This window comes from Streptomyces yaizuensis, from assembly GCF_034961445.1.
GTDB classification, from domain to species: Bacteria; Actinomycetota; Actinomycetes; order Streptomycetales; family Streptomycetaceae; genus Streptomyces; species Streptomyces yaizuensis.
Genome location: NZ_BSBI01000002.1, coordinates 758,384 through 781,858 on the forward strand (window position 1 = coordinate 758,384; position 23,475 = coordinate 781,858).

General features: G+C 74.4%; 17 protein-coding genes. 6 read left to right on the forward strand and 11 right to left on the reverse strand.

Features of this window, described 5'->3' with window-relative positions; translation table 11 throughout:
• Nucleotides 1–33 precede the first annotated feature (33 nt).
• Together SYYSPA8_RS07115 and SYYSPA8_RS07120 are read right to left on the reverse strand one after the other, a co-directional pair.
• The gene (locus SYYSPA8_RS07115; protein ID WP_323446089.1) at nt 34–768 is read right to left on the reverse strand and encodes a TetR/AcrR family transcriptional regulator; all 735 of its coding nucleotides are present in this window, start codon (nt 766–768) and stop codon (nt 34–36) included.
• Nucleotides 769–850: 82 nt separating this feature from the next.
• Nucleotides 851–3,961, reverse strand: a complete 3,111-nt coding sequence (locus tag SYYSPA8_RS07120; RefSeq protein WP_323446339.1) for an alpha-N-acetylglucosaminidase — start codon at nt 3,959–3,961, stop codon at nt 851–853.
• Nucleotides 3,962–4,061: 100 nt separating this feature from the next.
• On the opposite strand from SYYSPA8_RS07120, the gene SYYSPA8_RS07125 reads away from it, so the two are divergent.
• Entirely contained in the window at nt 4,062–4,550 is a 489-nt protein-coding gene (locus SYYSPA8_RS07125) for a hypothetical protein (protein WP_323446090.1), read from the forward strand.
• 214 nt (nt 4,551–4,764) lie between these two features.
• Here the strand turns inward: SYYSPA8_RS07125 and SYYSPA8_RS07130 are convergent, their stop codons facing one another.
• The 3 genes from SYYSPA8_RS07130 to SYYSPA8_RS07140 form a co-directional block, all read right to left on the reverse strand.
• A complete protein-coding gene (locus SYYSPA8_RS07130) occupies nt 4,765–6,204 on the reverse strand; it encodes a DUF1996 domain-containing protein (RefSeq protein WP_323446091.1) in 1,440 nt (479 codons plus the stop codon).
• Nucleotides 6,205–6,325: 121 nt separating this feature from the next.
• The gene (locus SYYSPA8_RS07135) at nt 6,326–6,973 is read right to left on the reverse strand and encodes a response regulator transcription factor (protein WP_323446092.1); all 648 of its coding nucleotides are present in this window, start codon (nt 6,971–6,973) and stop codon (nt 6,326–6,328) included.
• A complete protein-coding gene (locus SYYSPA8_RS07140; protein WP_323446093.1) occupies nt 6,958–8,241 on the reverse strand; it encodes a sensor histidine kinase in 1,284 nt (427 codons plus the stop codon). Before SYYSPA8_RS07140 ends, SYYSPA8_RS07135 begins: the two co-directional genes overlap by 16 nt.
• A gap of 306 nt (nt 8,242–8,547) precedes the next feature.
• Here SYYSPA8_RS07140 and SYYSPA8_RS07145 point away from each other — a divergent pair, with 306 nt between their 5' ends.
• Nucleotides 8,548–10,644, forward strand: a complete 2,097-nt coding sequence (locus tag SYYSPA8_RS07145; protein WP_407705937.1) for an MMPL family transporter — start codon at nt 8,548–8,550, stop codon at nt 10,642–10,644.
• Between the two features lie 79 nt (nt 10,645–10,723).
• Here the strand turns inward: SYYSPA8_RS07145 and SYYSPA8_RS07150 are convergent, their stop codons facing one another.
• Nucleotides 10,724–11,725 carry an NAD-dependent epimerase/dehydratase family protein gene (locus SYYSPA8_RS07150; RefSeq protein WP_323446095.1) on the reverse strand — a complete coding sequence of 334 codons (1,002 nt, stop codon included), beginning with the start codon at nt 11,723–11,725 and terminating at the stop codon, nt 10,724–10,726.
• A gap of 1,344 nt (nt 11,726–13,069) precedes the next feature.
• Here SYYSPA8_RS07150 and SYYSPA8_RS07155 point away from each other — a divergent pair.
• Both SYYSPA8_RS07155 and SYYSPA8_RS07160 read left to right on the forward strand, forming a co-directional pair.
• Nucleotides 13,070–13,690 carry a hypothetical protein gene (locus SYYSPA8_RS07155; protein WP_323446096.1) on the forward strand — a complete coding sequence of 207 codons (621 nt, stop codon included), beginning with the start codon at nt 13,070–13,072 and terminating at the stop codon, nt 13,688–13,690.
• A 46-nt stretch (nt 13,691–13,736) separates the two neighbouring features.
• Nucleotides 13,737–15,227: a PepSY-associated TM helix domain-containing protein gene (locus SYYSPA8_RS07160; protein ID WP_323446097.1), complete on the forward strand. Its 1,491-nt coding sequence runs from the start codon at nt 13,737–13,739 to the stop codon at nt 15,225–15,227.
• 72 nt (nt 15,228–15,299) lie between these two features.
• Here the strand turns inward: SYYSPA8_RS07160 and SYYSPA8_RS07165 are convergent, their stop codons facing one another.
• From SYYSPA8_RS07165 to SYYSPA8_RS07180, 4 genes are all read right to left on the reverse strand, one after another.
• Nucleotides 15,300–15,932: a winged helix-turn-helix domain-containing protein gene (locus tag SYYSPA8_RS07165; protein WP_323446098.1), complete on the reverse strand. Its 633-nt coding sequence runs from the start codon at nt 15,930–15,932 to the stop codon at nt 15,300–15,302.
• 395 nt (nt 15,933–16,327) lie between these two features.
• Nucleotides 16,328–17,353: a glutamine synthetase gene (gene glnII / locus SYYSPA8_RS07170; protein ID WP_323446099.1), complete on the reverse strand. Its 1,026-nt coding sequence runs from the start codon at nt 17,351–17,353 to the stop codon at nt 16,328–16,330.
• A gap of 168 nt (nt 17,354–17,521) precedes the next feature.
• Entirely contained in the window at nt 17,522–18,703 is a 1,182-nt protein-coding gene (locus SYYSPA8_RS07175; protein WP_323446100.1) for an ARPP-2 domain-containing protein, read from the reverse strand.
• Nucleotides 18,700–20,172, reverse strand: coding sequence for a hypothetical protein (locus tag SYYSPA8_RS07180; RefSeq protein WP_323446101.1), 1,473 nt, complete (start codon nt 20,170–20,172; stop codon nt 18,700–18,702). Before SYYSPA8_RS07180 ends, SYYSPA8_RS07175 begins: the two co-directional genes overlap by 4 nt.
• A 187-nt stretch (nt 20,173–20,359) precedes the next feature.
• Between SYYSPA8_RS07180 and SYYSPA8_RS07185 the strand changes: the two genes are divergently transcribed.
• Nucleotides 20,360–21,271 (forward strand): Gfo/Idh/MocA family protein, encoded by a 912-nt coding sequence (locus SYYSPA8_RS07185; RefSeq protein ID WP_323446102.1) that lies wholly within the window; start codon nt 20,360–20,362, stop codon nt 21,269–21,271.
• 190 nt (nt 21,272–21,461) lie between these two features.
• Here the strand turns inward: SYYSPA8_RS07185 and pdxR are convergent, their stop codons facing one another.
• Nucleotides 21,462–22,919: a MocR-like pyridoxine biosynthesis transcription factor PdxR gene (gene pdxR / locus SYYSPA8_RS07190; RefSeq protein ID WP_323446103.1), complete on the reverse strand. Its 1,458-nt coding sequence runs from the start codon at nt 22,917–22,919 to the stop codon at nt 21,462–21,464.
• A gap of 47 nt (nt 22,920–22,966) precedes the next feature.
• On the opposite strand from pdxR, the gene SYYSPA8_RS07195 reads away from it, so the two are divergent.
• Nucleotides 22,967–23,461, forward strand: coding sequence for a carboxymuconolactone decarboxylase family protein (locus tag SYYSPA8_RS07195; protein ID WP_323446104.1), 495 nt, complete (start codon nt 22,967–22,969; stop codon nt 23,459–23,461).
• The last annotated feature ends 14 nt before the right edge of the window (nt 23,462–23,475 follow it).

Below are 23,475 nucleotides of genomic sequence, written 5' to 3' on the forward strand. Positions count from 1 at the left end.
CGGCAGGGCCCCGGGGCCCCGCCGTGCGGGGGATCAGCCGCTGCGGGGCCTCGGCACCCGGGCCATGGGCGACAGGGCCGCCGGGGCGATGGCCATCAGCCGCGACACCAGCACCCCCAGCGGGCCCTCCAGCGGCTCGTCCGCCAGCATCCCGGCGACGATCCGGGCCATCTCGTCGTCGTACACCGCGCTCACCGCGCACAGCGCCGCGAAGTCGTGCACGAGCTGCAACTCCAGCTCCGCGCGCGGTATCCGCCGCCCGTCCAGCCAGATCAGCGCCGTGGACTCGGCCAGCGACACCCACGAGCGCACCACCAGCGACAGCCGCACCGGCGGGTCGTCCACGTCCAGATGGGCGAGGATCTGCTCGTACCCCGCCTGCCGGACCTCGTCGATCATCGCGTTGGTGGTGGTCGACCCGACGGCGGGCCCGCCGCGCATCAGCGCCGAGAAACCCGGCCCGTGCTCGTCCACGAAGTCGAAGTACCGCCGCATCACCCGCAGCAGCCGGGCGCCCAGCGGCCCCTCGCACGGCTCCTCGAACCGGGCGGCCAGATCGTCGGCCGCCCGCCGCAGCGCCGCCTCGTACAGGCTCTGCTTCCCGGGGAAGTAGTGGTAGACCAGCGGCCGGGAGATCCCGGCCGCCGTCGCGATCTCGTCGATCGACACCTCGTCGGGGGAGCGGGCGCTGAACAGGTCCAGCGCCACACCGATCAGCTGCTGTCTGCGCTCCTCGACGCCCATCCTGCGGCGAACCCCGGTCGTCATGGGAACAGCCTACCGAGACGGCTCCGCACACCTGTTCCCCGCGTCGCGTACCGGCCGCACCGGACCCTCACCCTCACGGGAATCAGCCGCCGCTCACCGCCCACCGGCTGAAACGGACCGTGCCACGCGCCCCGCTGCCCCCGTTTATGGCCGTCATGAACAGGCCCACGTCGGCGACGGCGGCGGCCCCGGGCGCCGTCACCGTGCCCACCGCCCGCCAGGTGACGCCGTCGTCCACGGAGAAGGCACCGGTGAAGGAGGCACCCGTGCCCCGCGTCAGCCGCAGCAGCAGCGGCGCGCGGAAGCCCGTCACCCGGCGGTAGGTGTCCAGCGAGCCGTCGCCGTTCGAGTCGTACGAGAACACCACGCCCTGGCCCGGGGTCACCGCCAGATTGACGAAACCCGCGTCCCCGGGCGCCGCCAGGTCGTTGCGGGCGACGATCCCCGCCCGCGCCCACGAACCCGTGTTGTCCTGCGCGTCGACCCGCAGCACCACCGAGGTTCCCGGCCTCAGCGCGCCCTTGCGGTACGCGGTCCCGAAGTGCGCGGTGCCGCGCCAGAGGTCGTTGCCGGAGCCGTTGACCGCGAGCACGCCGCCGAGCTGGCCAAAGACGGCCGCGTTGTTCGTGTACGTGCTCCAGCCGGCGTCCAGCGGCGCCGTCAGGTACAGCGCCCCCGGCTGCGCGACCTTCACCCGGTCGGCGCCCTCGGGCCCGTACTCCACGCTCAGCTCGTACGGGACGGCCCGCAGCGGCTCCGTGAGCGCGTCGGCGGGCGCGGTCACCCGCCAGGACACCGAGCCGGTGCCCCCGGCCGGGACCGACGGGATCGACACCGGGCCCTCCGGCTCCGGTGTCACCCCGGTCGCGGTCAGCGCCAGGTCCACGCGGCCCGTGGCCCGCAGCCCGCTGAGGTTGCGGAAGGTCGCCGTCACCGTCCCCCGGCTGCCGGGGCTGAAGGCCGGCGGGTCCACCGCGACCGTCGTCAGCCCCTGGTAGGGCGCCGCCGCCAGGGTGTCGTGCACCCGCTGCGCCACCCGGTGGGCGTCACCGGTGGGCCGCGTCGGATAGGTCCGCCGCTGCTTCGTCCACGCCTCCTCGCCCGGGTACCAGTCGATGGCCCGGGGCGCGCGGCCCTCCTCCAGCGCGGTCGCCACCTCGGTCAGGTACTGCTCCCACTGCGGTACGTGGACATCGCTGATCAGGCCCTGCCAGTCGCGGTTGGCGTAGTTGCTCAGGTCGGCGGCCGCCACCCGGTCGCCCCAGGTGGTGATCAGCACCCGGGCGGTGCGTTCCAGTTCGACGGCCTCGTCGGTGCTCGTGGCGAATCGTTTGGCGTCCTCCAGCCACGGCCCGAGGAGGAACGCCCGGTGGCAGCCCGCGACCGTGTCCGCGAGCCGCATCAGTTTCAGCCAGAGCGCCGACACCCCCCGGAACGCGGTCACGTCCCGGGAGGCGTACGCGGCCCGCAGCGCCAGTTGCAGGGTCCGGGAGCGCAGCGCCAGCGCCTGGCGGGCCAGGTCGGTGATGTCGTAGCGGTACGCGTCGGAGGCCCGCAGCCCCGCGTCGACCCGCAGCAGCGCGGCGAGCGCCCGGTCGAAGCCCGCCTGGTCGAAGGCGGTCGCCACCGACGACCCCATGCCGGGGCGGCGCAGGAAGAGCGAGTCGACGGGCCGGCCGTCGGTGCTGGTCAGCTTGTACGCGGTGGCGGCCAGCGCCGCGAACGCCTCCTCGGCGGCCGCGTCCCGGGCGCCGTAGCGGATCTGCGCGTACCGGGTGAACCACGCACCGCGGTCGATCTTCTCCCGGCGCCAGGCCAGCTCGGTGAAGAGTTCCAGCGCCGCCGGGTCGCGCTCGGCGGCCTCCGGCATGTACGCGGTGCCGGCCAGGGCGCTGCCCGGCTTGTCGCGCCAGGCGGTGAACTTCTCCGTCCAGCGGTCGGTGTTGGCCCCGAGGGTGGTGCGCCCGCCGAAGTTGGGGATGGTGCCGAACGCGTACGGGGCGCCGCCCCACTCGGTGTCCCGGTCCTTCACCGTGTCCAGGTCGGAGAGCCCGTCCACGATGAGCACCTTGGAGGTGTCGATGGAGTCGAGGAGCGCCGGGCGGGGGTTGGACTGCCAGCCGAGGATGACCCAGGTCGCCCCCGGCCGGGCGGTCTGGAGCGCCGTCTCGACCGCGCGGGCCGCGTCGGGCACCGGGACGTCGCCCGGGGTGCCGCCCTCGTGCAGCAGATCCATCTTGAAGTGGTCGATCCCGCCGAACAGCTCCTCCTCGTAGCGGTAGTACGCGGCGGCGACCTCGGCGAAGACGGGGGTGCGCGGGTCCAGCCAGTCGGGGCGGCGCAGCCCGTTCCAGATGCCCTGGGGGACGACCCGGGCGCCGGGGTTGCGGGCGGTGAAGCCGTCGGGGACGGTGCCGAAGTACCCGGGGACCACGGGCCGCATGCCCAGCCGGCGCATCCGGGTCACGATCCGCTGCCCCAGCTCGGTCCGCTTGTCCAGCAGGGCGGGGGAGAGGGGACCGCCGAACTCGCTCATGTTCTGGAGCAGCCACCACGGCTGGTGCGAGGGGGCGGGCAGCCAGGTGCGGGCCTCGGAGTCGGTGTAGCCGAAGTCGAGGAGCAGCCGGTGGTAGACGGCCTCCTGGCCGGGGGTGACGAGCACCTCGTTGCAGCCGTGCAGGGCCAGGACGTCGATGAGCCGCTCCCAGCGGGCCCAGTCGGCGTAGGGGCCGGTGTAGCCGTCGTGGGTGTCGTTGTACGCGAAGCGGTGCGGCACGGTCGCGGACCGCTCCAGGGCGGGCCCGGGGGCGGGCAGCCGGGCGGGCAGGTCGAGCTGGGAGCCCGCCCAGGAGATCACCGCGTGGCAGACGTACTTGAGGTACCAGTGGACCCCGGTGAGCAGGACGGCGGGCGAGGTCCCCGCGACCTCGATCCGGCCCGCGGAGCCGGTCACCCGGAACCGCTCGGCGCCGTCGAGGGCCCGCAGCCGGAACTGGTCCTCGTGGCGGGGGAGCAGCCGCCGCAGCGCGGCGCGCGCGGGTGCGGTGTCGAACGGGACGGCGGAAACCGCCGCGCCGCCCGCGATCGCTCCGGCCGGTGCGGCCGTCGCGGCGGAGGTGTGGCCGGCGAGGGCCGTGCCCACGCCGATCGCCCCCGCGGTGCCCAGGATTCTGCGTCTCGACAGCTCGTACATCAGCGCCTCCGTGTTACCCACGTCACAGCCGGTGCATGCGTGGCGCAGGTTACCCGCCGTTCGGCCCCGCCGAACCATGTCCCGGGGGCACGATGGCCGGATGCGGACAAAGGTGTACCCGGGTGCCCTCCGTACTTCCGTCGCGGCGGGGGCAGTTGTGCTGCTGACGCTCACCGCGGCGTGTTCCTCCGGCGGCGGTGGCGACGGGCGTGGCGCGGACCGGAGCGCCACCCCGCCGGGGCCCTCCGTACGGGCCCCGGCGGCCGGCACCCTGGAGGAGCTGGCGGCCCTGGCGGGGTGCGTACCCGATCTCCAGACCGACGCCGACGAGCTGCGGCAGGCGAACTGTGCCACGGACGACGGGAGATATGTCCTGGTCACCTTTGCCACCGAGCGGGGGCGGCGGGCCTGGCTCGATGAGGCCGACGACTACGGCGGGACCCATCTGGTCGGCGGGCGCTGGGTGGCGGCCGGTCCGGAGCGGACGCTGACGGCGGTCCGCGCCCGGCTCGGGGGCGCGCTGGAGCGGGCGGCGGGCCATGGGAGCCCTGGTACGGGCGGGGAGCACGAGGGGCACGGGAAGAGCTGACCCGTACACCTGGTGACCTCGGATGGGCGTCCCGGTGCGGCGGCCAGAGGTGACCGAGAACAGACCTCGGCTCTTTCCGCCACACCGGCCTGATCCGTGCCCTGCGGCGGCGGTGCGGGTGCCGGTGCGGGTGCCCTGCGGCGGAGGTGCGGGTGCCGGTGCGAGCGGGCGTCCGGTCCGCGCCGGACGCCCGCCCGCGGAGCGTTTCGGTGGGTCAGCGGCAGCGCCGGCCGCTGTTGACGCACCGCACCACGCGGTCCATCAGCTGCTCGTCGAAGACGTTGATGAAGTCGCCGTGGTCGGTCACCGGCTTGTGCAGCTGCTCCGGGAACGAGTCGACCGCGAAACCGGGCCCCGGCGGCACGTCGTAGACGATCCGCTGCACCAGCCGCGGGATCGCCCGGAAACCGTCCCCGCACCGGCCCTCCCGGTCCGCGAAGGCGACATGGGAGCGGTGGTCGGCGCTGTCGGTGTTCCGCCCGTCCCAGCAGCTCTGGAAGCGGAACGTGCGCACCACCCGGCTGCCCCCGGGGCAGATCGGGTACTTGTCCCGCAGCTGCCGGTCCTCGAACCCGGTGCAGCTCCACGACGCGTTGGCGTTCGCCGGGCCGTTCACGAACGCCTTGGCGTCACCGGTGATGATCCGCAGCAGCCGGGGCATGGCGGTCACCTCGCCGACGGGGCTGCCGGTGAACTCCAGGGTGACCTCGGCGGGTGTCCGGATCTCGCCCACGTTCCCGTCCCGGCCCCCGCCGTCGGCGTCGGCGTCGCGCTCGGCCCGGCCGTTCCGGAGCCGCAGCACCGGCCAGTAGTACGAGGAGCGGTCGCCCGGGTTGCGGCAGGTGGTGCGGGCGGCGGCGAGGTCGTCGTCGCCCGCGAAGGCGTCGTTGGCCTGGTTGCCGATGTAGTCGTGCATGTGGTGGGCGCCGTTGGACACGCCCGGGGCGACGATCACATTGTCGGGATTGCGCAGGCCGTTGGCGTTGACCCCGCAGTCGCTGGTGAAGCTGCCGGTGGAGGCGGAATCCCGGGGCCGGGGCGGGGCGTCGGCCTGCGGCGCGGTACGGATGTCGGCGAAGTCGGAGGGGCCGGGTCCGTTGCCCTGCCCGGACTGGTCCGCCGCGCCGCCCGGCCCAGGTGGCCCGCCCACGTCCCCGTCGCCGTCCCCGTCGCCGCCGTCGTCGCCCGTCCCCCGTAACGAACAGTCGCCGAGCGCGGTCAGTTCCCCGCCGCCACCTTGGCCCACGGCGGCGGCGATCCGCCCCAGGGCCGCCCGCCGCTCCTCGTCCAGCGGACCGAGGACCTCCCGTTCCACGCGCCCCGGGTCGTCCCGGAGCGGCCCCGCCCGGCCGGCCAGCCGCCGGTAGGCGTCGGCGACGGCCGTGTCGATCAGGGCCAGTTCGCGGTCGACGGCGGCCCGGGCCCCCGGCGGCAGCTCGCGGGGCAGCGCCCGCGCGGCCTCCGGACAGTCGACGGTGGCGGGCCCGGCGGCGGCCGCGTTCCGGAGCCCGCCGCCCGGCGGCCCCGCGCCGTCCTCCCCGGCCACCGCGTACACCTGGACCGCGACGAGCCCGCCGCCGCCCAGGGCCAGCGCCAGCGAGGCGACGACGAGCCGGTGGGCGAGCCGGGAGCGTTTTCTCGTTCGGTGTCCCATGGAACTCCTTGCTTCGTCGCCGGGCACAGGGCCCGGGCGGAGGGAGAAGCGCGCCGTTCCATACGGCCGGAAGCCCCCGGAGGTTCAACGGGGTCCCCGACAACACATCTGGGACCCCGGCTCACCCCCGGTCGAGATAGGCCAGGACCGCGAGCACCCGCCGGTTGTCGTCGTCGGAGACTTCGAGACCCAGCCTGGCGAAGATGTTCGACGTGTGCTTGGCCACCGCCCGCTCGGTCACCACCAGCCGTTCCGCGATCGCCGCGTTCGACCGCCCCTGCGCCATCAGCTCCATGACCTCCCGCTCGCGCGGCGTCAGCCCGCCCATCGGCCGGTCCCGCTCCCGCCGGGTCAGCAGCTGCGAGATGACCTGCGGATCCATCGCCGTACCGCCCCCGGCCACCCGCCGGACCGCGTCGATGAACTGATCCGCGTCGAAGACCCGGTCCTTCAGCAGATAGCCGACCCCGCCCGTGCCGTCCGCCAGCAGCTCCCGCGCGTACAACTGCTCCACATGCTGGGAGAGGACCAGCACCGGCAGACCCGGCCGCGCCCGGCGGGCCGCCAGCGCGCACTGGAGGCCCTCGTCGGTGTGGGACGGCGGCAGCCGCACATCCACCACGGCGACGTCCGGCTCCAGCTCGGCCAGCGCCTTGGACAGCTCGGGCCCGCTCTCGACGGCGGCCAGGATCTCGCAGCCGTACGCCTCCAGCAGCCGCACCAGCCCGTCCCGCAGCAGGAACAGGTCTTCGGCTAGGACAACACGCAAGGGATCTCCATGGTGACCATCGTGGGACCGCCGGCGGGCGAGCCGACGGCCAGGACGCCGTCGAATGTACCGAGCCTGCGTTCGACCCCGCGCAGCCCGGTTCCGGAACCGTCCGAGCGCTCCGGGCCGACGACCGCGCCGCCCCGCCCGTTGTCGGTGACCGAGATCCGCAGCGCGCCCTCCACGTACGTCATGTCCACCCAGATCCGGTCCCCGCCCCCGTGCCGGACCGCGTTGGCCAGCGTCTCGCTCACCGCGAAGTACGCCGCCGACTCCACCGGGGCGTCCGCCCGGCCCGGCAGCTCCACCGTCACCTCGCAGGACACCGGCAGCCGCAGCGCCAGCGCCCGGACCGCGTCCCCGAGACCCCGCTCGGCCAGCACCGGCGGATGGATGCCCCGGACCAGGTCGCGCAGCTCGGTCAGCGCCTCCGCCGACGACTCCCTGGCCTGGGTGAGCAGGGCCTTCGCCTGCGCCGGGTCCTTCTCGATCAGCGCCTCGACCACCCCCAGGTTCATCCCCACCGCCACCAGCCGGGCCTGGGCGCCATCGTGCAGATCACGCTCGATCCTGCGCAGCTCGGCGGCCGACGTGTCCAGGGCGTCGTGCCGGGTCTCGGTGAGCCGGTCGATCCGCTCCACCAGCTCGCCGCGCCGGCCCGGGTCCAGGACCGCCGCGGTGATCCTGAAGTGGAGCCGGACCAGCGCCGGGTTGGCGCGGAGCGTCACGGCCAGCAGGACGATGCCGACCAGCGCCGCCAGCACGGCGGTGACCCAGCTGTCCACCGGGACGAACAAGTACCAGTAGGCGGCGCCGTCCTGCGCGTCCACGATCGGCCGCCACACCCCCGCCAGCAGCACCAGAGCGAAGACACCCTGGAGGATCAGCCCCGGCGCGAGGACCGCGACCGCCGGGCCCGCCGTCATGTCCGTGCACAGCCACAGCAGATCCCGCCAGGTGGCCGGATCCTTCAGCATCACCGCACAGCGCTCGACCTGGCCGATGATCCCGCTCCGCACATCCCGGGGGAGGGGCCGGTACGCGACCGGGATCCGCAGCGACTCCCAGCGCTCCGCCAGCCCCCGGCGGGCCATCGCGTGCGCCCGCACCAGCCCCAGCAGCGACGGAGTGGAAAGGACACCGATCCCGATCGGGATCAGCGAGATGGACACCACGGTCAGCACGAACAGGGTCACCGACCCCACCCACCCCAGCAGCGCCAGCCCGAACCCCCGGGCGCCGGCCACCGCCGCCGCACGTACCTTCATCGTGTCCACTTCCGTCCCCCTGATGTCCCGCCCGATGTTCCGCCGCGACACCGCTGCCCGGCCCGTCGGTGCGCCCAGTCTCTCCCGGCCGCCCCGCGCCCACACGCCCGCCCGCCCCCGGGCGGGGGTGTACCCAGCACCACCGTCGAATGCTCGCCCTGACCCTCCTGAGCAGGGGGCTTCGACGGCTGGGGCCGACGGGCGCCGCTTCCTACGGTCGTTCTCGACACCGAACGGGGGCCACCCCGGACGGATCGGATCCGGGAACGGGGGGCCATGAAGGGGAACATCGCGGCGCGCGTGGGGATGTGGAGCGCGCGCCACCGCAGAACGGCGATCATCGGCTGGCTGCTGTTCGTCGCGCTGACAGCGGGCATCGGCGGTGCCGTGGGCACGGTCAACATGAGCACGTCCGAGATGGGCGCCGGCGACTCCGCCCGCGCCGACAGGATCCTGGAGGACGCCGGACTCGACCGCCCGGCGGGGGAACTCGTCCTCGTCGCCGCCGGCCGGGAAGGCGGCTGGCGGCAGGCCGCCGCGGAACTCGCCGACGTGGTCGAACGGACCGGCGCGGTCGCCGACATACCGCCGCCCGTGCCGTCGGCCGACGGCCGGGAAGCCCTCGTCAGCCTGGAGATCACGGGGGACGCCGACACCGCGCCCGACCGGGTGGGCCCGGTCCTCGACGCCGTCCGGGCGGTCGACCGGCGCCACGAGGACATCGAACTGCACCAGTTCGGCAGCGCCAGCTCCCAGAAGTGGGTGAACGACCTGCTCGCGGACGACCTGCTGAAGGCCGAACTCACCGCCGTCCCGCTCGCCCTCGGGATCCTGCTGGTCGCCTTCGGCGCCGTCGTCGCCGCCCTGCTGCCGGTCGGCCTCGCGCTCACCGCCTGCCTCGCCGCCTTCGGGGCGCTCTCGCTCATCAGCCACCAGCTGGCGCTGTCCCCGACGACGAACTCCGTGATGTTCCTGATGGGGCTCGCCGTCGGCGTCGACTACTGCCTCTTCTACCTGCGCCGCGAACGCGACGAACGGGCCGCCGGACGGGACGCGGACACCGCGCTGCGGATCGCCGCCGCCACCAGCGGCCGGGCCGTCCTGGTCTCCGGCGTCACCGTCATGGTCGCCATGGCCGGAATGTTCCTCTCCGGGCTGATGCTCTTCGAGGGCTTCGCCGTCGCCACCATCACCGTCGTCCTCATCGCGATGACCGGCTCGGTCACCGTGCTGCCCGCGCTGCTCGCCTCGCTGGGGGACCGGGTCGAAGCGGGCCGGATCCCCTTCCTGGGCCGCCCGCGCGGCAAACGGGCCAACGCCCCCGCCCGCTCCGGCCGGGAGAGCGGCGCCGTCGCCGGGGCCGTGCTCCGCCCGGTCCTCGCCCGCCCCCGGCTCTTCGCCGCCCTCGGTGCCGTCGTCCTCCTGGCACTCGCCGCGCCCGCCACCGGAATGCGCACCGAACAGCTCGGCTGGCAGAAGCAGTTCGGCGCCGACAACCGGATCGCGGTCGCCCACGAGCGGATCACGGACGCCTTCCCGGGCGGCCCCGAACCCGCGCGGGCCGTGGTCAGGGCCGACGACATCGACGCCGCACCGGTCCGCGACGCCCTCGCCGGCTTCGACAAGGACGACGTCACCGTCCACCCGCGGCACAACATCGCCGAGATCGAGATCAAACTCGCCGGGGACGGCACCGGACAGCGCTCCGTCGACGCGCTGACGAAGCTCCGCACGAAGACCCTCCCCGCCGCCTTCGACACCACCGGCGCCGAGGTCAGGGTCACCGGCGAACTCGCCAGGTCCGTCGACTTCAACGAACAGCTCCAGGACGGCATCGTCCCCGTCTTCGTCTTCATCACCGCCGTGACCTTCCTGCTGATGCTGTTCTGCTTCCGCTCCTATGTCATCGCGGTGACGTCGATCGTGCTCAACCTGCTCTCCGTGGGCGCCGCGTACGGGGTGATGGTCGCCGTCTTCCAGCACGGCTGGGGCGCGTCCCTGCTGGCCACGGAGAAGGTCGGCGCGGTCCAGAGCTGGCTGCCGCTCTTCGTCCTCGTGGTGCTCTTCGGACTCTCCATGGACTACCACGTCTTCGTGGTCTCCCGGATCCGCGAGGCCCGCGACCGGGGCGCCACCACCCGGGACGCGATCCGGGAGGGCGTGTGCCGCACGGCGGGCGCGGTCACCGGAGCTGCGGCGATCATGGTGGCGGTCTTCGCGGTCTTCGGCACGCTCTCCATGCAGGACATGAAGCAGATGGGGGTGGGGCTCGGGGTCGCGGTCCTGCTGGACGCGACGGTGGTCCGGATGGTGCTGCTGCCGTCGGTGATGGCGCTGCTGGGCGAACGCAACTGGCACACGCCGAGGGCGCTGCGACGGCTGCCGGCGCCGGGATCCCACTGAGCGGCGGGCCGCTTCCCCGGGGGAAGCGGCCCTGTCCTCACCCCTTTGTCCTCACCCCTTTGCCCTCACCCCTTTGCCCTCACTCCTTGTCCGCGAGGATGCGTTCCTCCACGGCCCGGTCCAGCCCCACGGTCCGGCGCGGGGCCCGCCGGGGCCGGTCCGGGTCCTCGGTCCGCATCCACGCCCAGGTGTCCGCGACCGTCTCCGCCACGGGCCGGCACCGCAGCCCGGCCGCGACCGCCTTGCTCACGTCCTGCCGGTAGACGGCGTTGAACAGCTCCGGCGTCTCCTCCCGGGGCACCCAGACCGGCAGCTCCGTCCACGGCTCGACCCCGGCGTCCAGAACCGTACGGGCGTCGACCCAGCGCAGCTCCGCGTCCGACCCGGTCACCCGGACACAGGCCGTCAGCAACTCCTCCATGGTGGCGTGCCCCTGTTCGCTCACCATGTTGTACGGGCCGTGCAGCCCCGCCGCGGCCGCGTCGAGCGTCCACGCCGCCAGGTCCCGGATGTCGATGTACTGGAGCGGATTGCCCCCCGGCCCCGGGGCGAGCACCGGCCCGCCCTCGGCGACCCGCCGCAGCCACCACGGCAACCGGTCCACGTTCTCCCACGGCCCCAGCAGCAGCCCGGCCCGCACCAGCAGCGAACGCTCCGCACCGAACACATCCAGCACGGCCAGCTCACCACCCCGCTTGGCCTGCGGATACTCCACCTCCCCCGCATCCGGGTCGCCCGCGACCAGCGGCGCCGACTCGTCGAACCCGACCGGCTGCGGAAACGCGTACACCGAACAGCTCGACACATACACATACCGCCCGACGCGCCCCTGCAGCAGCCGCGCGGTGTCCCGGACGGCCCGCGGCTGCGCCGCCCAGGTGTCCACGACGACATCCCACTCACCCGCTTCGAGCGCGGCGAGCCCACCCGGCTCCGTACGATCCCCGACGAGCGTCTCCACGCCCGCCGGGACGGGGCGCGTCCCCCGGTTGAAGACCGTCACCTCCCAGCCGCGCTCGACGCCCGCTGCGACGAGGGCCCTGCCCGCGAACTCGGTTCCACCCAGCACCAGTAGTCTCATGCGTCGAGCTTGCGTGTCGCGTCGCCGCGGGGCCAGTGGGTTTCGCTCGCGGACGAAGTAATCAGCTCTCGGGCGAACGGGGAACCACCCGTCTCCCCCGTCCCGGTGGTACGGGTCGCCCTTGCGGTGTCCGCCTGCGGCGGTTCGGGCGGGGCGCGCTCGTCCGGGCTCCCGGTGGCCCGCCCGCGTCGGTACGTTGGCCAGCACCCGCGCGAGGTGGCCTCGCCCTGCCTGGCCCGCGTCGGTACGAGGACGCCGCGCTCGTCCTGGGCCCCGCCCTGCCTACCCGTGTCGGTACGGGTTGCTCGCGCTCGTCCGGGGTCCCGGCTGCCTGGCCCGTGTCGGTACGGGGTCCCGCACCTTCCCTCCCCCCCCCCCCGCCGGGGGTACGGTCCGCCTTCGCTGACTGTGTGGGTGGGGGTGCAGGGTCGCCCCCGCAGGGGATCGGCGGAGGCCGACCCGCACAAAACCCCGTGAGTACGCTCGCCGACCCCGAGGAGGTGAGCCCGGAGGCCCCGCCAACCCGCACCACTACCCGGGCCGGGTCGACCCGCACAAACCCGTCTCGCCGTCGACCCGAGCAAAATCCAGCCTCTTGGGGGTCCCCCCGGACGAAGTCTGGGGGAGTTTGAGGCGCGGGGGCTCGGGGGCTGGCCCTCGACACGGGCCCGCACATGCCATGTGCCCGAGAACCTGTCCGCCCCTGCGGCAAGCTGGACAAAATTCAGCCCCGCAGGCGTTTGAGGCGCAGGGGTTCGGGGACTGGTCCCCGACGAGGGCCCGCAGGTTCGCCTGTGCGGCGGGGCAGGGTGCGGGTCCGTCCTCAATCGCCGGACGGGCTGGTTTTGCTCGGGTTGTCGTCGGGGGCCAGCCCCCGAGGCCCCCGCGCCTCAATCGCCGGCGAGGCTGGTTTTGTTCGGGTGGTTCCGGGACCGGGTGTGGTGCGGGTTGGTGGTGGCCTCCGGGCTCACCTCCTCGGGGTCGGCGGACCGAGGGCTTATGGTCAGCGCAAGCCGGACTTACCGCCGATCCCCTGCGGGGGCGACCCTGCACCCCCCACCCACGCAGCCAGCACAGGCGGACCGGTACCCCAAGCCGGGGGAAAAAGGGTGCGGCCCCCGTACCCACGGGCCAGGCAGCCGGGGCCCGGACGAGCGCGATGTACCCGTACCGACGCGGGCGGGCCACCGCAAGGCCCCGGACGAGCGCACCGCACACGTACCGACGCGGCCCGGACACCGCAAGTCCGAACCCGTACATGTGCGGGCAAACGGTCACCCCGGCCGGCGAGAGGCCCGGTCACCCCTCCCGCCCGCCCCCACCCAATGGCAACATGTCCGCACCATGACAGATGCCCGGTCGCCCCTGCGCACCCTCCGCGCCGCCCTCTTCGCGGCGATCTGCATCTCTCTGGCCGCGATGGGTCATTCGTACACATCCGGGCACGACCTCCCCCTCACCGTCCTCCTCCCCGCCTTCCCGGTGACGACCGCCCTCGCCTGGGTCGCCGCCCGCCGCCGCCGGGGAACGGCCACCATCGGCCTGGGGCTGCTCGCCGTCCAGGGCGGGCTGCACCTCGTCTTCGCCCGGGTCCAGAGCCACGGCCCGGCGCCGGCCGCGCATGGCGGCACCGGCCATGAGCCAGGTCCCGCCATGGACCTGCTCGGCCCGTCGCCCGTCGCCATGGTCACGGCCCATCTGCTCGGCGCCGCCTTCTGCGCCCTCTGGCTGGCCCGGGGCGAGGCCGCCTTCCTGCGGCTCGCCGGAGCCGTGGGCGCTCTCGCCTTCACCCCGCTGCGGCCGCCGGTCACCGCCGTGCCGCTGCCGGGTGCCCCCCGGCTCCCGGTGCGCACCCGGACCGCCGCCCGGCTCCGCCCCGGGGTGCTCCTCGGCCACACCCTGGTGCGCCGGGGTCCGCCCGCGTCCGCCGTATTCCGTGCCACGGTCCCCGGAGTGACTGTCTGACCTGGGGGCCGCTTCCCCATGTCGACCTCCCACACCGAGGACCACCATGTCCATCGACACGTCCGCCGACAGCGGACCCGCGAACGACGCGGACACCAGAGCCGGTATCAGGACCGAGACCGAGCAGGAGACCGCCCGGGAGACCGCCGGCTCCACCCGGCCGCCCGGCGTCTGGACCGCGCTGCGGCCCCTCGTCCTCCGTATCCACTTCTACGCCGGCCTGCTGGTCGGCCCGCTGCTGCTGATCGCGGCGGTCAGCGGACTGCTGTACGCCCTCTCCATCCCGGCCGAGAAGTTCGTCTACCGCGAGGAGCTGACCGTCTCCGCCGGGGAGCGCGCCCTGCCGCTCTCCGCGCAGGTGGACGCCGCCCGCGCGGCCCACCCCGACGGCACCGTCACCGCCGTCTGGCCCGCCGCGTCCGACGACGCCACCACCCGGGTGCTGATGAGCGCGCCCGGCGTCGAGGAGGGCAAGTCGCTCGCCGTCTTCGTCGACCCGTACACCGCCGAGATACGCGGCGAGCTGCCGTCCTTCGGCAGCTCCGGCGCCCTGCCGCTGCGCACCTGGCTGGACGAGCTGCACCGGGATCTCCACCTCGGCGAGTCCGGCCGTCTCTACAGCGAACTCGCCGCCAGCTGGCTGTGGATCGTCGCTCTCGGCGGTCTGCTGCTGTGGCTCGGCCGCCGGCGCGCGGCGAAGCGGGCCCTCGTCCTCCCGGACCGTTCCCTGCCGAAGGGCCGCCGCCGCACCCTGTCCTGGCACGGCTCCGTCGGTCTGTGGGCCGTGATCGGTCTGGTGCTGCTCTCGGCCACGGGCCTGACGTGGTCGAAGTACGCGGGGGAGAACATCGGCACCGTCCAGGACCGCCTCGGCGGGGCCACTCCGGTGCTGTCGGTCACCGTGGGCGACGCGCCCGCCGGTGCCGGGGGCGGCGGCGACCACGCGGAGCACGGCGCCGGGCACGGCGGCACCCACGAGGGCGCGGACATCGGGATCGACCGGGCGCTGGTGGCGGCGCGCGGCGCCGGGATCGACAGCGGCATGATCGCGATCTCGCTGCCCGCCGAGGGCACCGGCTATGTCGTCAAGGAGCGGGACTCCACCGTCCCGGTCGAGCTGGACGCGGTCACCGTCGACCCGGCGAACGGCAAGGTCGTCGACGAGCTGCGCTTCTCCGACTTCCCCGTCCTCGCCCAGCTGACCCGCTTCGGCATCGACGCGCACATGGGCCTGCTGCTGGGGCTGCCCAACCAGCTCGCCCTGGCCGCGCTCACGCTCGGACTGATCGTGCTGATCGTCTCCGGCTACCGGATGTGGTGGCTGCGGCGGCCGACCCGGGGCCGGGCGCTCGGCGGCCGGCCGGTGCCGCGCGGCGCCTGGCGCAGGGTCCCGGTGACGGCGCTGCTGCCGCTGGCGGCGGCGGCCGCGTTCGCGGGCTGGTTCGTCCCGCTGCTGGGGTGGTCGCTGCTGGCGTTCCTGGTGCTCGATCTGGCGCTCGGGGCGGTGGCCCGTTTCCGCGCCCGCGTGCCTGGGTGATCCGGCGGGGCCGATGACCGTGGCCCGGTCCACCCTCGGGGGTGGGCCGGGCCACGGCCGTTCTGCCAGGTGTCAGGGGGTGTACTTGTAGCCGACGCGCCGCACGGTCTGGATGGTATGCCGGTAGCGCTCGCCCAGTTTCCGCCGCAGCCGGGCGACATGGACGTCGACGGTCCGCCCGTCGCCCACGTGTCCGTACCCCCAGACCGTGGTCACCAGCTGGTCCCGGGTGTGCACCCGGTGCGGGTGGGCCACCAGGTGCGACAGCAGCTCGAATTCCAGGTAGGTCAGGTCCAGCGCCCGCCCGTCGACATGGGCGACCCGCTCGGCCGCGTCGATCCGTACCGGACCGGGGTCCGTGGCCTCCGCCGCCTCCGCCGCCTCCATGGACGGCCGCTCCACGACGGCGGTCGCGGCCGTGGCGGGGCGGACCGCCGGGACGAGGAGGAGATAGCCGAGCATCGGCGGCCGCCCCGGCAGGCTGGGCAGGTTGTGCTGGGGCGCGGGCACCCAGGTGGCCCCCGGCGGCAGCAGCTCGACCACGTCGGCGAGGCCGCCCGGCGGCACCACCTCGTCGCGGTCTATCGCGCGCAGCCGGTGCCGGCCGCGGTTCGGTGCCGCCGTGCCGCCGGCCGCCGTCGCGGTGGCGTGGGCCGCGTGGGTGGCCTGGGCGGGAACGGCGTGGAAGGGGCGGGAGTTCGCCATGAGAGGTCAGCTCTCTTTCGCGCTGAGGAGTCGTCGAACCGAGGAGGGCGGGACGTACGTCGTGCGCGCCGGGCCGAAGGCCGGTGGGTGACCGGCTTTAGTGGGCCCGCGCGTTCAGCGCGTGGCAACACTCACGGTCGAAATCATGGTGCTGACGGGAAGGCCAGAACGGCTCCAGGTCACAACGACCTGCCGCGGGGTTCTCATAGCCGACCATGGCCCTCATTGAAGCAGACCGGCCGGGCCGGAACGAGCCTTGCTCTCACGGTTCGAGACGGCGATCTCATCACACCGCACTCTTCCCGCACGGCGGCCGGGGGAAACGCCGGGAATGCCCGAGGGGCGCCCGCCGGGTCGGCGGGCGCCCCTCGGGGCCGTGCGGTCCGGTCCGGTGGTCAGACCTGGCCGGCCTTCTCCAGCGCGGTGCAGCAGGTGTCCACGATCAGCCGGGTCACGAGGTACGGGTCGACGTTGGCGTTGGGGCGGCGGTCCTCGATGTAGCCCTTGCCGTCCTGCTCCACCTGCCAGGGGATCCGGACCGAGGCACCCCGGTCGGAGACGCCGTAGCTGTACTCGTTCCACGGCGCCGTCTCGTGCAGCCCGGTGAGCCGGTCGTCGATGCCCGCGCCGTAGTTCTTGACGTGGTCCATCGGCTTGGAGCCCTCGCCCAGCGACTCGCAGGCGGTGATGATCGCCGGGTAGCTCTCCCGCATCGCCCGGGTGGAGAAGTTGGTGTGCGCGCCCGCGCCGTTCCAGTCGCCCTTCACCGGCTTCGGCTCCAGCGTGGCGGAGACGCCGAAGTCCTCGGCGGTGCGGTAGAGCAGCCAGCGGGCCACCCACAGCTGGTCGGCGACCTCCAGCGGGGAGAGCGGGCCGACCTGGAACTCCCACTGGCCGGGCATCACCTCGGCGTTGATGCCGGAGATCCCGAGACCCGCCGCGAGGCAGTTGTCGAGGTGCGCCTCGACCACGTCACGGCCGTGGATCTCGTCCACGCCGACGCCGCAGTAGTAGCCGCCCTGGGGCGCCGGGAAACCGCCGGCCGCCGGGAAGCCGAGCGGCCGCCCGTCCTTGAAGAAGGTGTACTCCTGCTCGATGCCGAAGATCGGCTCCTGGGCGGCGAACCGCTCCGCCACCTCGGCCAGCTCGGCGCGGGTGTTGGACTCGTGCGGGGTCATGTCCGTGTTGAGGACCTCGCACAGGACGAGGACGTCGCCCTCGCCGCCGCGGACCGGGTCCGGGCAGGAGAAGACCGGCTTGAGGACGCGGTCGGACGCGTGCCCCTTGGCCTGGTTGGTGCTGGACCCGTCGAAGCCCCAGATGGGCAGCTCCGCCCCGGCGGCGAGGATCTTCGTCTTGGAACGGAGCTTCGCCGTCGGCTCGGTGCCGTCGATCCAGATGTACTCAGCCTTGAAGGTCACGGGTCTCATCCTTTGCGGGTCGTGCGGTATGCCCCGCAGCTTCGCAATGCCCCATTTCCCGGCCGTTGCCCGTTTGTGAACCCTGTGTTACGAGGTACCTCAGGTGCTTGTGTGACGATCCGCTGTCTGCTGCCGACGGTGACGGTGTCGGCGACGGCGGCCCGCGGCTCAGCGGCCCGCGCCCGCGTCCGGCCTCAGCAGCTCCCCGAAGCCCGCGTCCCGCAGCCTGCGCACCAGCTCCGCCCGGTCCGTGCCGATCGCCTCCGCCGTCCGGTCCAGCCGCCAGTCGTGCTCGTGCAGCCGCCGCAGCAGATACGCCCGCCCCGTCTGCGCCTCCGACAACCGGAACGTCTTCAGATACGCCACCCGCCCCTTGTGGTCCGTGATCGTCTCCCCGATGTGCTGCTCCGGCTCCCCCCGCCGGAACGACGGCAGGAACCGCCACAGCGTGAACGACCCCAGCGCGTACACCCGCTCGAAGGCGTACGAGGGCTCCAGCAGCCGCCCCGCCATCAGCGTGTCGTGCCGCTCCCGCCACAGCCGCTCCTGGGCCACCGCCGCCGACCGCAGCTCCGCCACCGAACGGATGTACCGCCCGTCCCCCAGCGACGCCGTGAACTCCGCCACCGGCCGCCCGTAGTACGCGTACTGGTGCACCAGTTCCCCGTACAGATCCTCCACCAGCGACGGATGCAGAGCCCGGTAGTCCGCCGGATGCGGCACCACGAACGCCCCCGCGAGCGCGTCCGACACGTACACCAGCACCCCGCACTGCCGCGGATCGATCTCGAAGACCCGCAGCGCCTCGGCGAGACCCGGCACCGCACGGCCCGTGTACGCCGCCTCCGCGCGCGGCGACAGACCCCGCCGCACCGCCCGCCGGGTCCACGCGTCCCAGACCACCGACGGGCCCCTGAAGTGCAGCGACAGATAGCCCTCCAGCGCCAGATGGAGCGGCAGGAACCGCAGCCTCGGCTCCGGGGCGCCGGAGCGCGCCCGGCCGCGCTTCGCCAGCCGGTGGTGCTCCCGCAGCGGAATGCGCACCGGCGGCCCGCACCCGCCGGGGCCGTCGCCGCCGGCCTCGGCGAGCTGCGTCCCGTACACCGCCGTCGGAGCGCCGCCGCCCCCGGCACCCTCCCGCGGCCCCCAGTCCGCGACCAGGCCGTGCGGTACGTACGACACATAGCGCTCGCGCGGGCCGGTCCGCACCGACGCGTACTCCCGCCCGTACACCTCGGCCCGCAGCCGCAGCCCCGCGACCGGCTCCGAACGCAGCAGCGGCACCAGCCGCACACCGCCCCACACCTGCGCGGGACCGGCCGTCAGACCGGTCAGGTCCAGCTTGTTCACCGTGCCTCCCGCCGTCCGTGCCGGGCCAGGAAATCCGCCGTCCGGCGATCCAGATAGGCCCGCAGCCCGGCCGCCCCGGTCCGCCCCTCCGCGAACCGCGCGATCTCCACCAGCGCCGGCAGATCCTCCGCGTCCCGGATCCCCGCCGTCGGCACCCCGGGCGCCAGCCGGCGCACGTCAAAGCCCTCCGCGTCGTATACAGGGTTCAGATGCACTACGGCCGTACGCCGCAGCGGATCCAGCCGCGTCCGCCAGATCCGCAGCACCTCGCCCGCGAGCCCCGGCGGCGCGTTGTCCCAGCCGTCCGAGACGATCACCAGCCGCTCCGGGGAGCCCTCCAGCGCGTCCAGGACCCGCATCCCCAGCGGGGTCGCCCCCCACGGACGCACCAGCAGCGGATCCTTCGCACCGGACGTCCAGTACGCGCGGTACGACCCCGCCAGCGCCTCCAGCAGGAAATGCGCGCCCAGCGCCACCGCCAGCGGCCGGCGCCGCTTCACCGCCGAACCCGACGACGAACAGCTGTCGTCCAGCACCGCCGCCACCCGGCCCCAGCTCCCGGCGGCCGGACCCGCCGCCCGCCGCGCCGCCGACCGCAGCGCACCCGTCAGCTCCGCCCGCCGCTCCACCCGCTCCGCGTACGGCAGCGACAGCACATACAGCGCGAGACGGGTCAGCGGCATCACCGACAGATCCGTCCGGCCCGCCGGAACGGCACCGGCACGCTGGGTACGCAGCCGCTCCAGCCGCGTCATCCGGGGCGCGATCCGCTCCAGGAACTCCGCCCGGTCCACCCCGCGCCGGGCCGCGACCCCCTCGGCCACCGTGAACGGCAGCTCGTACAGGGCGTCCTTCTCGTAACGGCTCCGGCGGTACGCCTCCAGCAGCGGATGCCCGTAACGGGTCCGCGCCCCCGGCCGGAAGAGGAAATCACCCAGCTCCTCCGTGGCGGCCCGGTGGTGGCCGTGCCGCAGCGCCGACCGCAGCCCGCCCCGGTACTTCACCGCGTCCAGCGCCGGATCGGGCCGGGCCGCCAGCCACTCCCGCTGGATCGCCCGCGTCCGCCGGTTGTTGACCCCCGCCGCGCGCAACGCCCTGAAGAGCCGGTACACCCGCTGCGGCGGCAGCGCCGCCAGCCGGGCCGCGATCAGCGCACCCTCCCGGCGCCGCTGCTCCGGCCCCGCCTCGCCCGCCGCGCACAGCAGCCCCTCGACGATCAGGGCCGCGTTGTGGTCGTTGATGTCCAGGGCCAGCGCCGCCGCGTACAGCGGCCGGTGGTTGACCCGTACGTACTCGTGCAGGAAGGCCAGGGACAGCCGCTGCTCCCCGGCGCCGGAGCGGAACTCCCGCTGCCCGGTGGCGGTGACGGCCGCGTTCACGAACAGCAGGACGTCCTCGGCGGCCACCAGCTCCGCCCGGTCCCGATCCGCCCGGTCCCGACCGTGGCCCGTCCCCTCGACGTGCTCCATCGCTCTCCCCCCGGAAACCGTGAACCGGCCGGGGAATGAGGGCGCGAACAGCGAAATCGATTGCTGACAGGCAAGTCCCGGAAGTCGCGCCGGAGTCCCGCGGCCGGCCCGATGAACATAACACCCGGTCGGGTACGGCTCCCCGGGTTTTCCTGCCGTGCGCGGCCCACGGCGGCACACTGGGCCCATGACCACCCACACCCCTCCTCCGAAGCTGCGCTGCGGACTCTTCGGCGCCGGGCCGTGGGCGCGACAGGCCCAGGCCCCCGCGCTGAGCGCCCATGGCGGAGTGGCCTTCACCGGCGTCTGGGCCCGGCGGCCCGAGGCGGCGGCGGAGCTGGCCACCGCCCACGGCGTCACCGCCTACTCCGGCGAGGCCGGGGTGGCGGCGCTGCTCGCCGACTGCGAGGCCGTCGCCTTCGCCGTGCCCCCGGACATCCAGGCCCCGCTGGCGGCCCGCGCGGCGGCGGCCGGCCGCCATCTGCTGCTGGACAAGCCGGTCGCCACCACCGTGGCCGCCGCGCGCGCCACCGCCGACGCGGCCCGGGACGCGGGCGTCGCCTCGGTGGTCTTCTGCACGCTGCGGTTCGCACCCGACACGGAGGGCTGGATCGCCGAACAGATCGCGGCGGGCGGCTGGTTCACCGGGCACGTCCGCTGGCTGGGCGCACGGTACGCCCACGGCGTCGACAGCGCGGGCCCGCCCTCGCCCTGGCGGCAGGCGAAGGGCGGACTGTGGGACGTCGGGCCGCACGCCCTGTCCGTCCTGATCCCGGTCCTGGGCGACGTGACCTCGCTGACGGCCGTGCCGGGACCTGCGGACACCGTCCATCTGACGCTGCGGCACTCCTCGGGGGCGTCGAGCACGGTCACGCTGGGCCTGAGCGCACCGGCGGGCGCGGCCGGGACCCGGGTCGAGCTGGTGGGGGAGCACGGCAAGGCGGTGATGCCCCGGTGGAACGACCCCGTCACCTCCTTCCGGGGCGCCGTGGACGAACTGCGCGCCACGATCCGTACCGGGCGGGCCCATCCGTGCGACGCGCGGTTCGGGCTGCGGCTGACGGAGATCCTGGCGGAGGCGGAGGCGCAGCTCGGATGAGGCCGGGCCCCGGCCCCGGTTCCGGCTCCGGTTGCGGCCCGGGTGCGGTCGTACAGGTTTACGTACGGGTTTACGCACAGGCTTACGTACGGGCTTGTGTACGGGTGGCGACGCCCGCCGTCCCACACGCAGGGGCTCTCCCGCCCCGGGCCCGGCGGCCGGACGCAGGCCGGGAGGCAGGGCCCGCGGGTCAGCCGGGCGGCAGGGCCCGGCAGAGCGTGTCCAGGGCGTCCGGGTAGCCGTGGTCCGGCGGGGTCGCGTAGCCGACGACCAGCCCGTCCCGCTCCTTCGCGCACTCCGGGTGCCGGTACTCGCCCAGCCCTTCGACCGCGAGACCCTGCCAGGCCGCCGCCTTCACCACCGACCGCTCGGTGCCGGGCGGCAGCTCCAGGACGGCGTGCAGCCCGGCCGCGATCCCGCTGACGCGGACGCCCGGGGCCCGTTCCGCGAGTGCCTGCGTCAGCCGGTCCCGCCGCCGCCGGTAGCGCTGCCGCATCCGCCGCACATGCCGGTCGTACGAGCCGGAGGCGATGAAGTCGGCGAGCGTCAGCTGTTCCGTGGCGCTCGACCACTGCTCCCGCTCGCCCTTCGCCGCCACGACCGGCGCCACCAGCCGCTCCGGCAGCACCATCCACCCCAGGCGCAGCGTGGGGGAGAGGCTTTTGCTCACCGACCCCAGCAGGGCCACCGCCTCCGGGGCGAGGGACTGGACGGCCCCCACGGGCCGGCGGTCGTACCGGAACTCCCCGTCGTAGTCGTCCTCCACCACCAGCGCGCCCGTCGTCCGCGCCCACTCGACCACGGCCGCCCGCCGCCCCGGCCCCAGCGGTCCGCCGGTGGGGAACTGGTGGGCGGGGGTGAGCAGGACGGCGTGCTCCCGCCGCAGCGCGGAGACGTCCGCGCCGTGCGCGTCGACCGCCAGCGGCACGGTGGTCACCCCGGCGGACGTCAGCAGCCCCCGGTGGAAGGGGAGCCCGTACGCCTCCACCGCCCAGCGGCGGCCCAGCACCCCGGAGAGCAGCCGCAGCCCGTGGGCGGCGCCCGAGCAGACCACGATCCGCGCCGGGTCGGTCCGCACGCCCCGCACGCGGGCCAGATACTCCGCCAGCGCCTCGCGCAGCTCCGGGCGCCCGTGCGGATCGCCGGGGCCGAAGGCGTCATGGGGCGCCGACGACAGTGCGCGGCGGGCGGACGCGAGCCACGCGGAACGGGGGAAGGCGGACGGGTCCGGGTTCCCCTGCACCAGGTCGTGCGGGGGCCGCCGGGCCGGGGGCGGCAGCGGCACCGGGCGCGCGGGCGTGGACGCGGCGGATCCGGCGGATCCGGTGGATCCAGCGGGTCCGGAGGGTCCGGCGGGTCCGGCGGAATCGGTCCGCCGCGCGACCCGGGTGCCCGACCCCTGGCGGGCGGCGAGCCAGCCCTCGGCGACCAGTTCCGCGTACGCGTCGGCCACGGTGTTCCGGGCGATGCCGAGATCGGCGGCGAGCGAGCGGTACGGGGGCAGCCGGGAGCCCGGCGCGAGGCGGCCGCCGCGGATCGCGTCGCGCAGCACCCGGGTCAGGGCGGCCCGCCGGCTGCCGGCGCCCGACAGCTCCAGATGGAGGTCCGCGCCCAGGACCTCCGCCGAATTGACCCATGATTTCGCCATGGAAATGCACCCCCCTGACAGTCGCCCGCGATTCTAGAGTCGTACCCATGACGACGACAGAGCAGCCCGCACCGGCCGGACAGCAGCCGAAGGCCACGGCCCGGATCGACTTCGCCCGGCAGGCCCCCAAGGTGTTCCGCGCCGTGATCGGCCTGGACGCGGCCGCCCGCGAAGGGCTCGACCCGACCCTCGTGGAGCTGGTGCAGATCCGCTCCTCCCAGCTCAACCACTGCGCCTACTGCCTGCACATGCACACCACCGACGCCCGCGAGGCCGGCGAGAGCGAGGAGCGCCTGCACATGACCGGGGTGTGGCGGGAGGCCCCGCACTTCTTCACGGAGCGGGAGCGGGCCGCCCTGGCGCTGACCGAGGCGATCACCCTGATCGCGGACGGCGGCGTTCCGGACGCGGTGTACGCGCAGGCGGCCGCCCACTTCGAGGAGAAGGAACTGGCACAGCTGATCGCCCTGATCCTCACCATCAACACCTGGAACCGGATCGCCCTGGCGACGGGGAAGGTCGCGGGCACGGACGAGCGCTGAGAGCCGGGTGAGGG

Bases quoted from the DNA above. Each gene is read 5' to 3' on its own strand.
- SYYSPA8_RS07115 (WP_323446089.1), bottom strand. From the start codon at position 768: ATGACGACCGGGGTTCGCCGCAGGATGGGCGTCGAGGAGCGCAGACAG.
- SYYSPA8_RS07120 (WP_323446339.1), bottom strand. From the start codon at position 3,961: ATGTACGAGCTGTCGAGACGCAGAATCCTGGGCACCGCGGGGGCGATC.
- SYYSPA8_RS07125 (WP_323446090.1), top strand. From the start codon at position 4,062: ATGCGGACAAAGGTGTACCCGGGTGCCCTCCGTACTTCCGTCGCGGCG.
- SYYSPA8_RS07130 (WP_323446091.1), bottom strand. From the start codon at position 6,204: ATGGGACACCGAACGAGAAAACGCTCCCGGCTCGCCCACCGGCTCGTC.
- SYYSPA8_RS07140 (WP_323446093.1), bottom strand. From the start codon at position 8,241: ATGAAGGTACGTGCGGCGGCGGTGGCCGGCGCCCGGGGGTTCGGGCTG.
- SYYSPA8_RS07145 (WP_407705937.1), top strand. From the start codon at position 8,548: ATGTGGAGCGCGCGCCACCGCAGAACGGCGATCATCGGCTGGCTGCTG.
- SYYSPA8_RS07150 (WP_323446095.1), bottom strand. From the start codon at position 11,725: ATGAGACTACTGGTGCTGGGTGGAACCGAGTTCGCGGGCAGGGCCCTC.
- SYYSPA8_RS07155 (WP_323446096.1), top strand. From the start codon at position 13,070: ATGACAGATGCCCGGTCGCCCCTGCGCACCCTCCGCGCCGCCCTCTTC.
- SYYSPA8_RS07160 (WP_323446097.1), top strand. From the start codon at position 13,737: ATGTCCATCGACACGTCCGCCGACAGCGGACCCGCGAACGACGCGGAC.
- SYYSPA8_RS07165 (WP_323446098.1), bottom strand. From the start codon at position 15,932: ATGGCGAACTCCCGCCCCTTCCACGCCGTTCCCGCCCAGGCCACCCAC.
- SYYSPA8_RS07180 (WP_323446101.1), bottom strand. From the start codon at position 20,172: ATGGAGCACGTCGAGGGGACGGGCCACGGTCGGGACCGGGCGGATCGG.
- SYYSPA8_RS07185 (WP_323446102.1), top strand. From the start codon at position 20,360: ATGACCACCCACACCCCTCCTCCGAAGCTGCGCTGCGGACTCTTCGGC.
- pdxR (WP_323446103.1), bottom strand. From the start codon at position 22,919: ATGGCGAAATCATGGGTCAATTCGGCGGAGGTCCTGGGCGCGGACCTC.
- SYYSPA8_RS07195 (WP_323446104.1), top strand. From the start codon at position 22,967: ATGACGACGACAGAGCAGCCCGCACCGGCCGGACAGCAGCCGAAGGCC.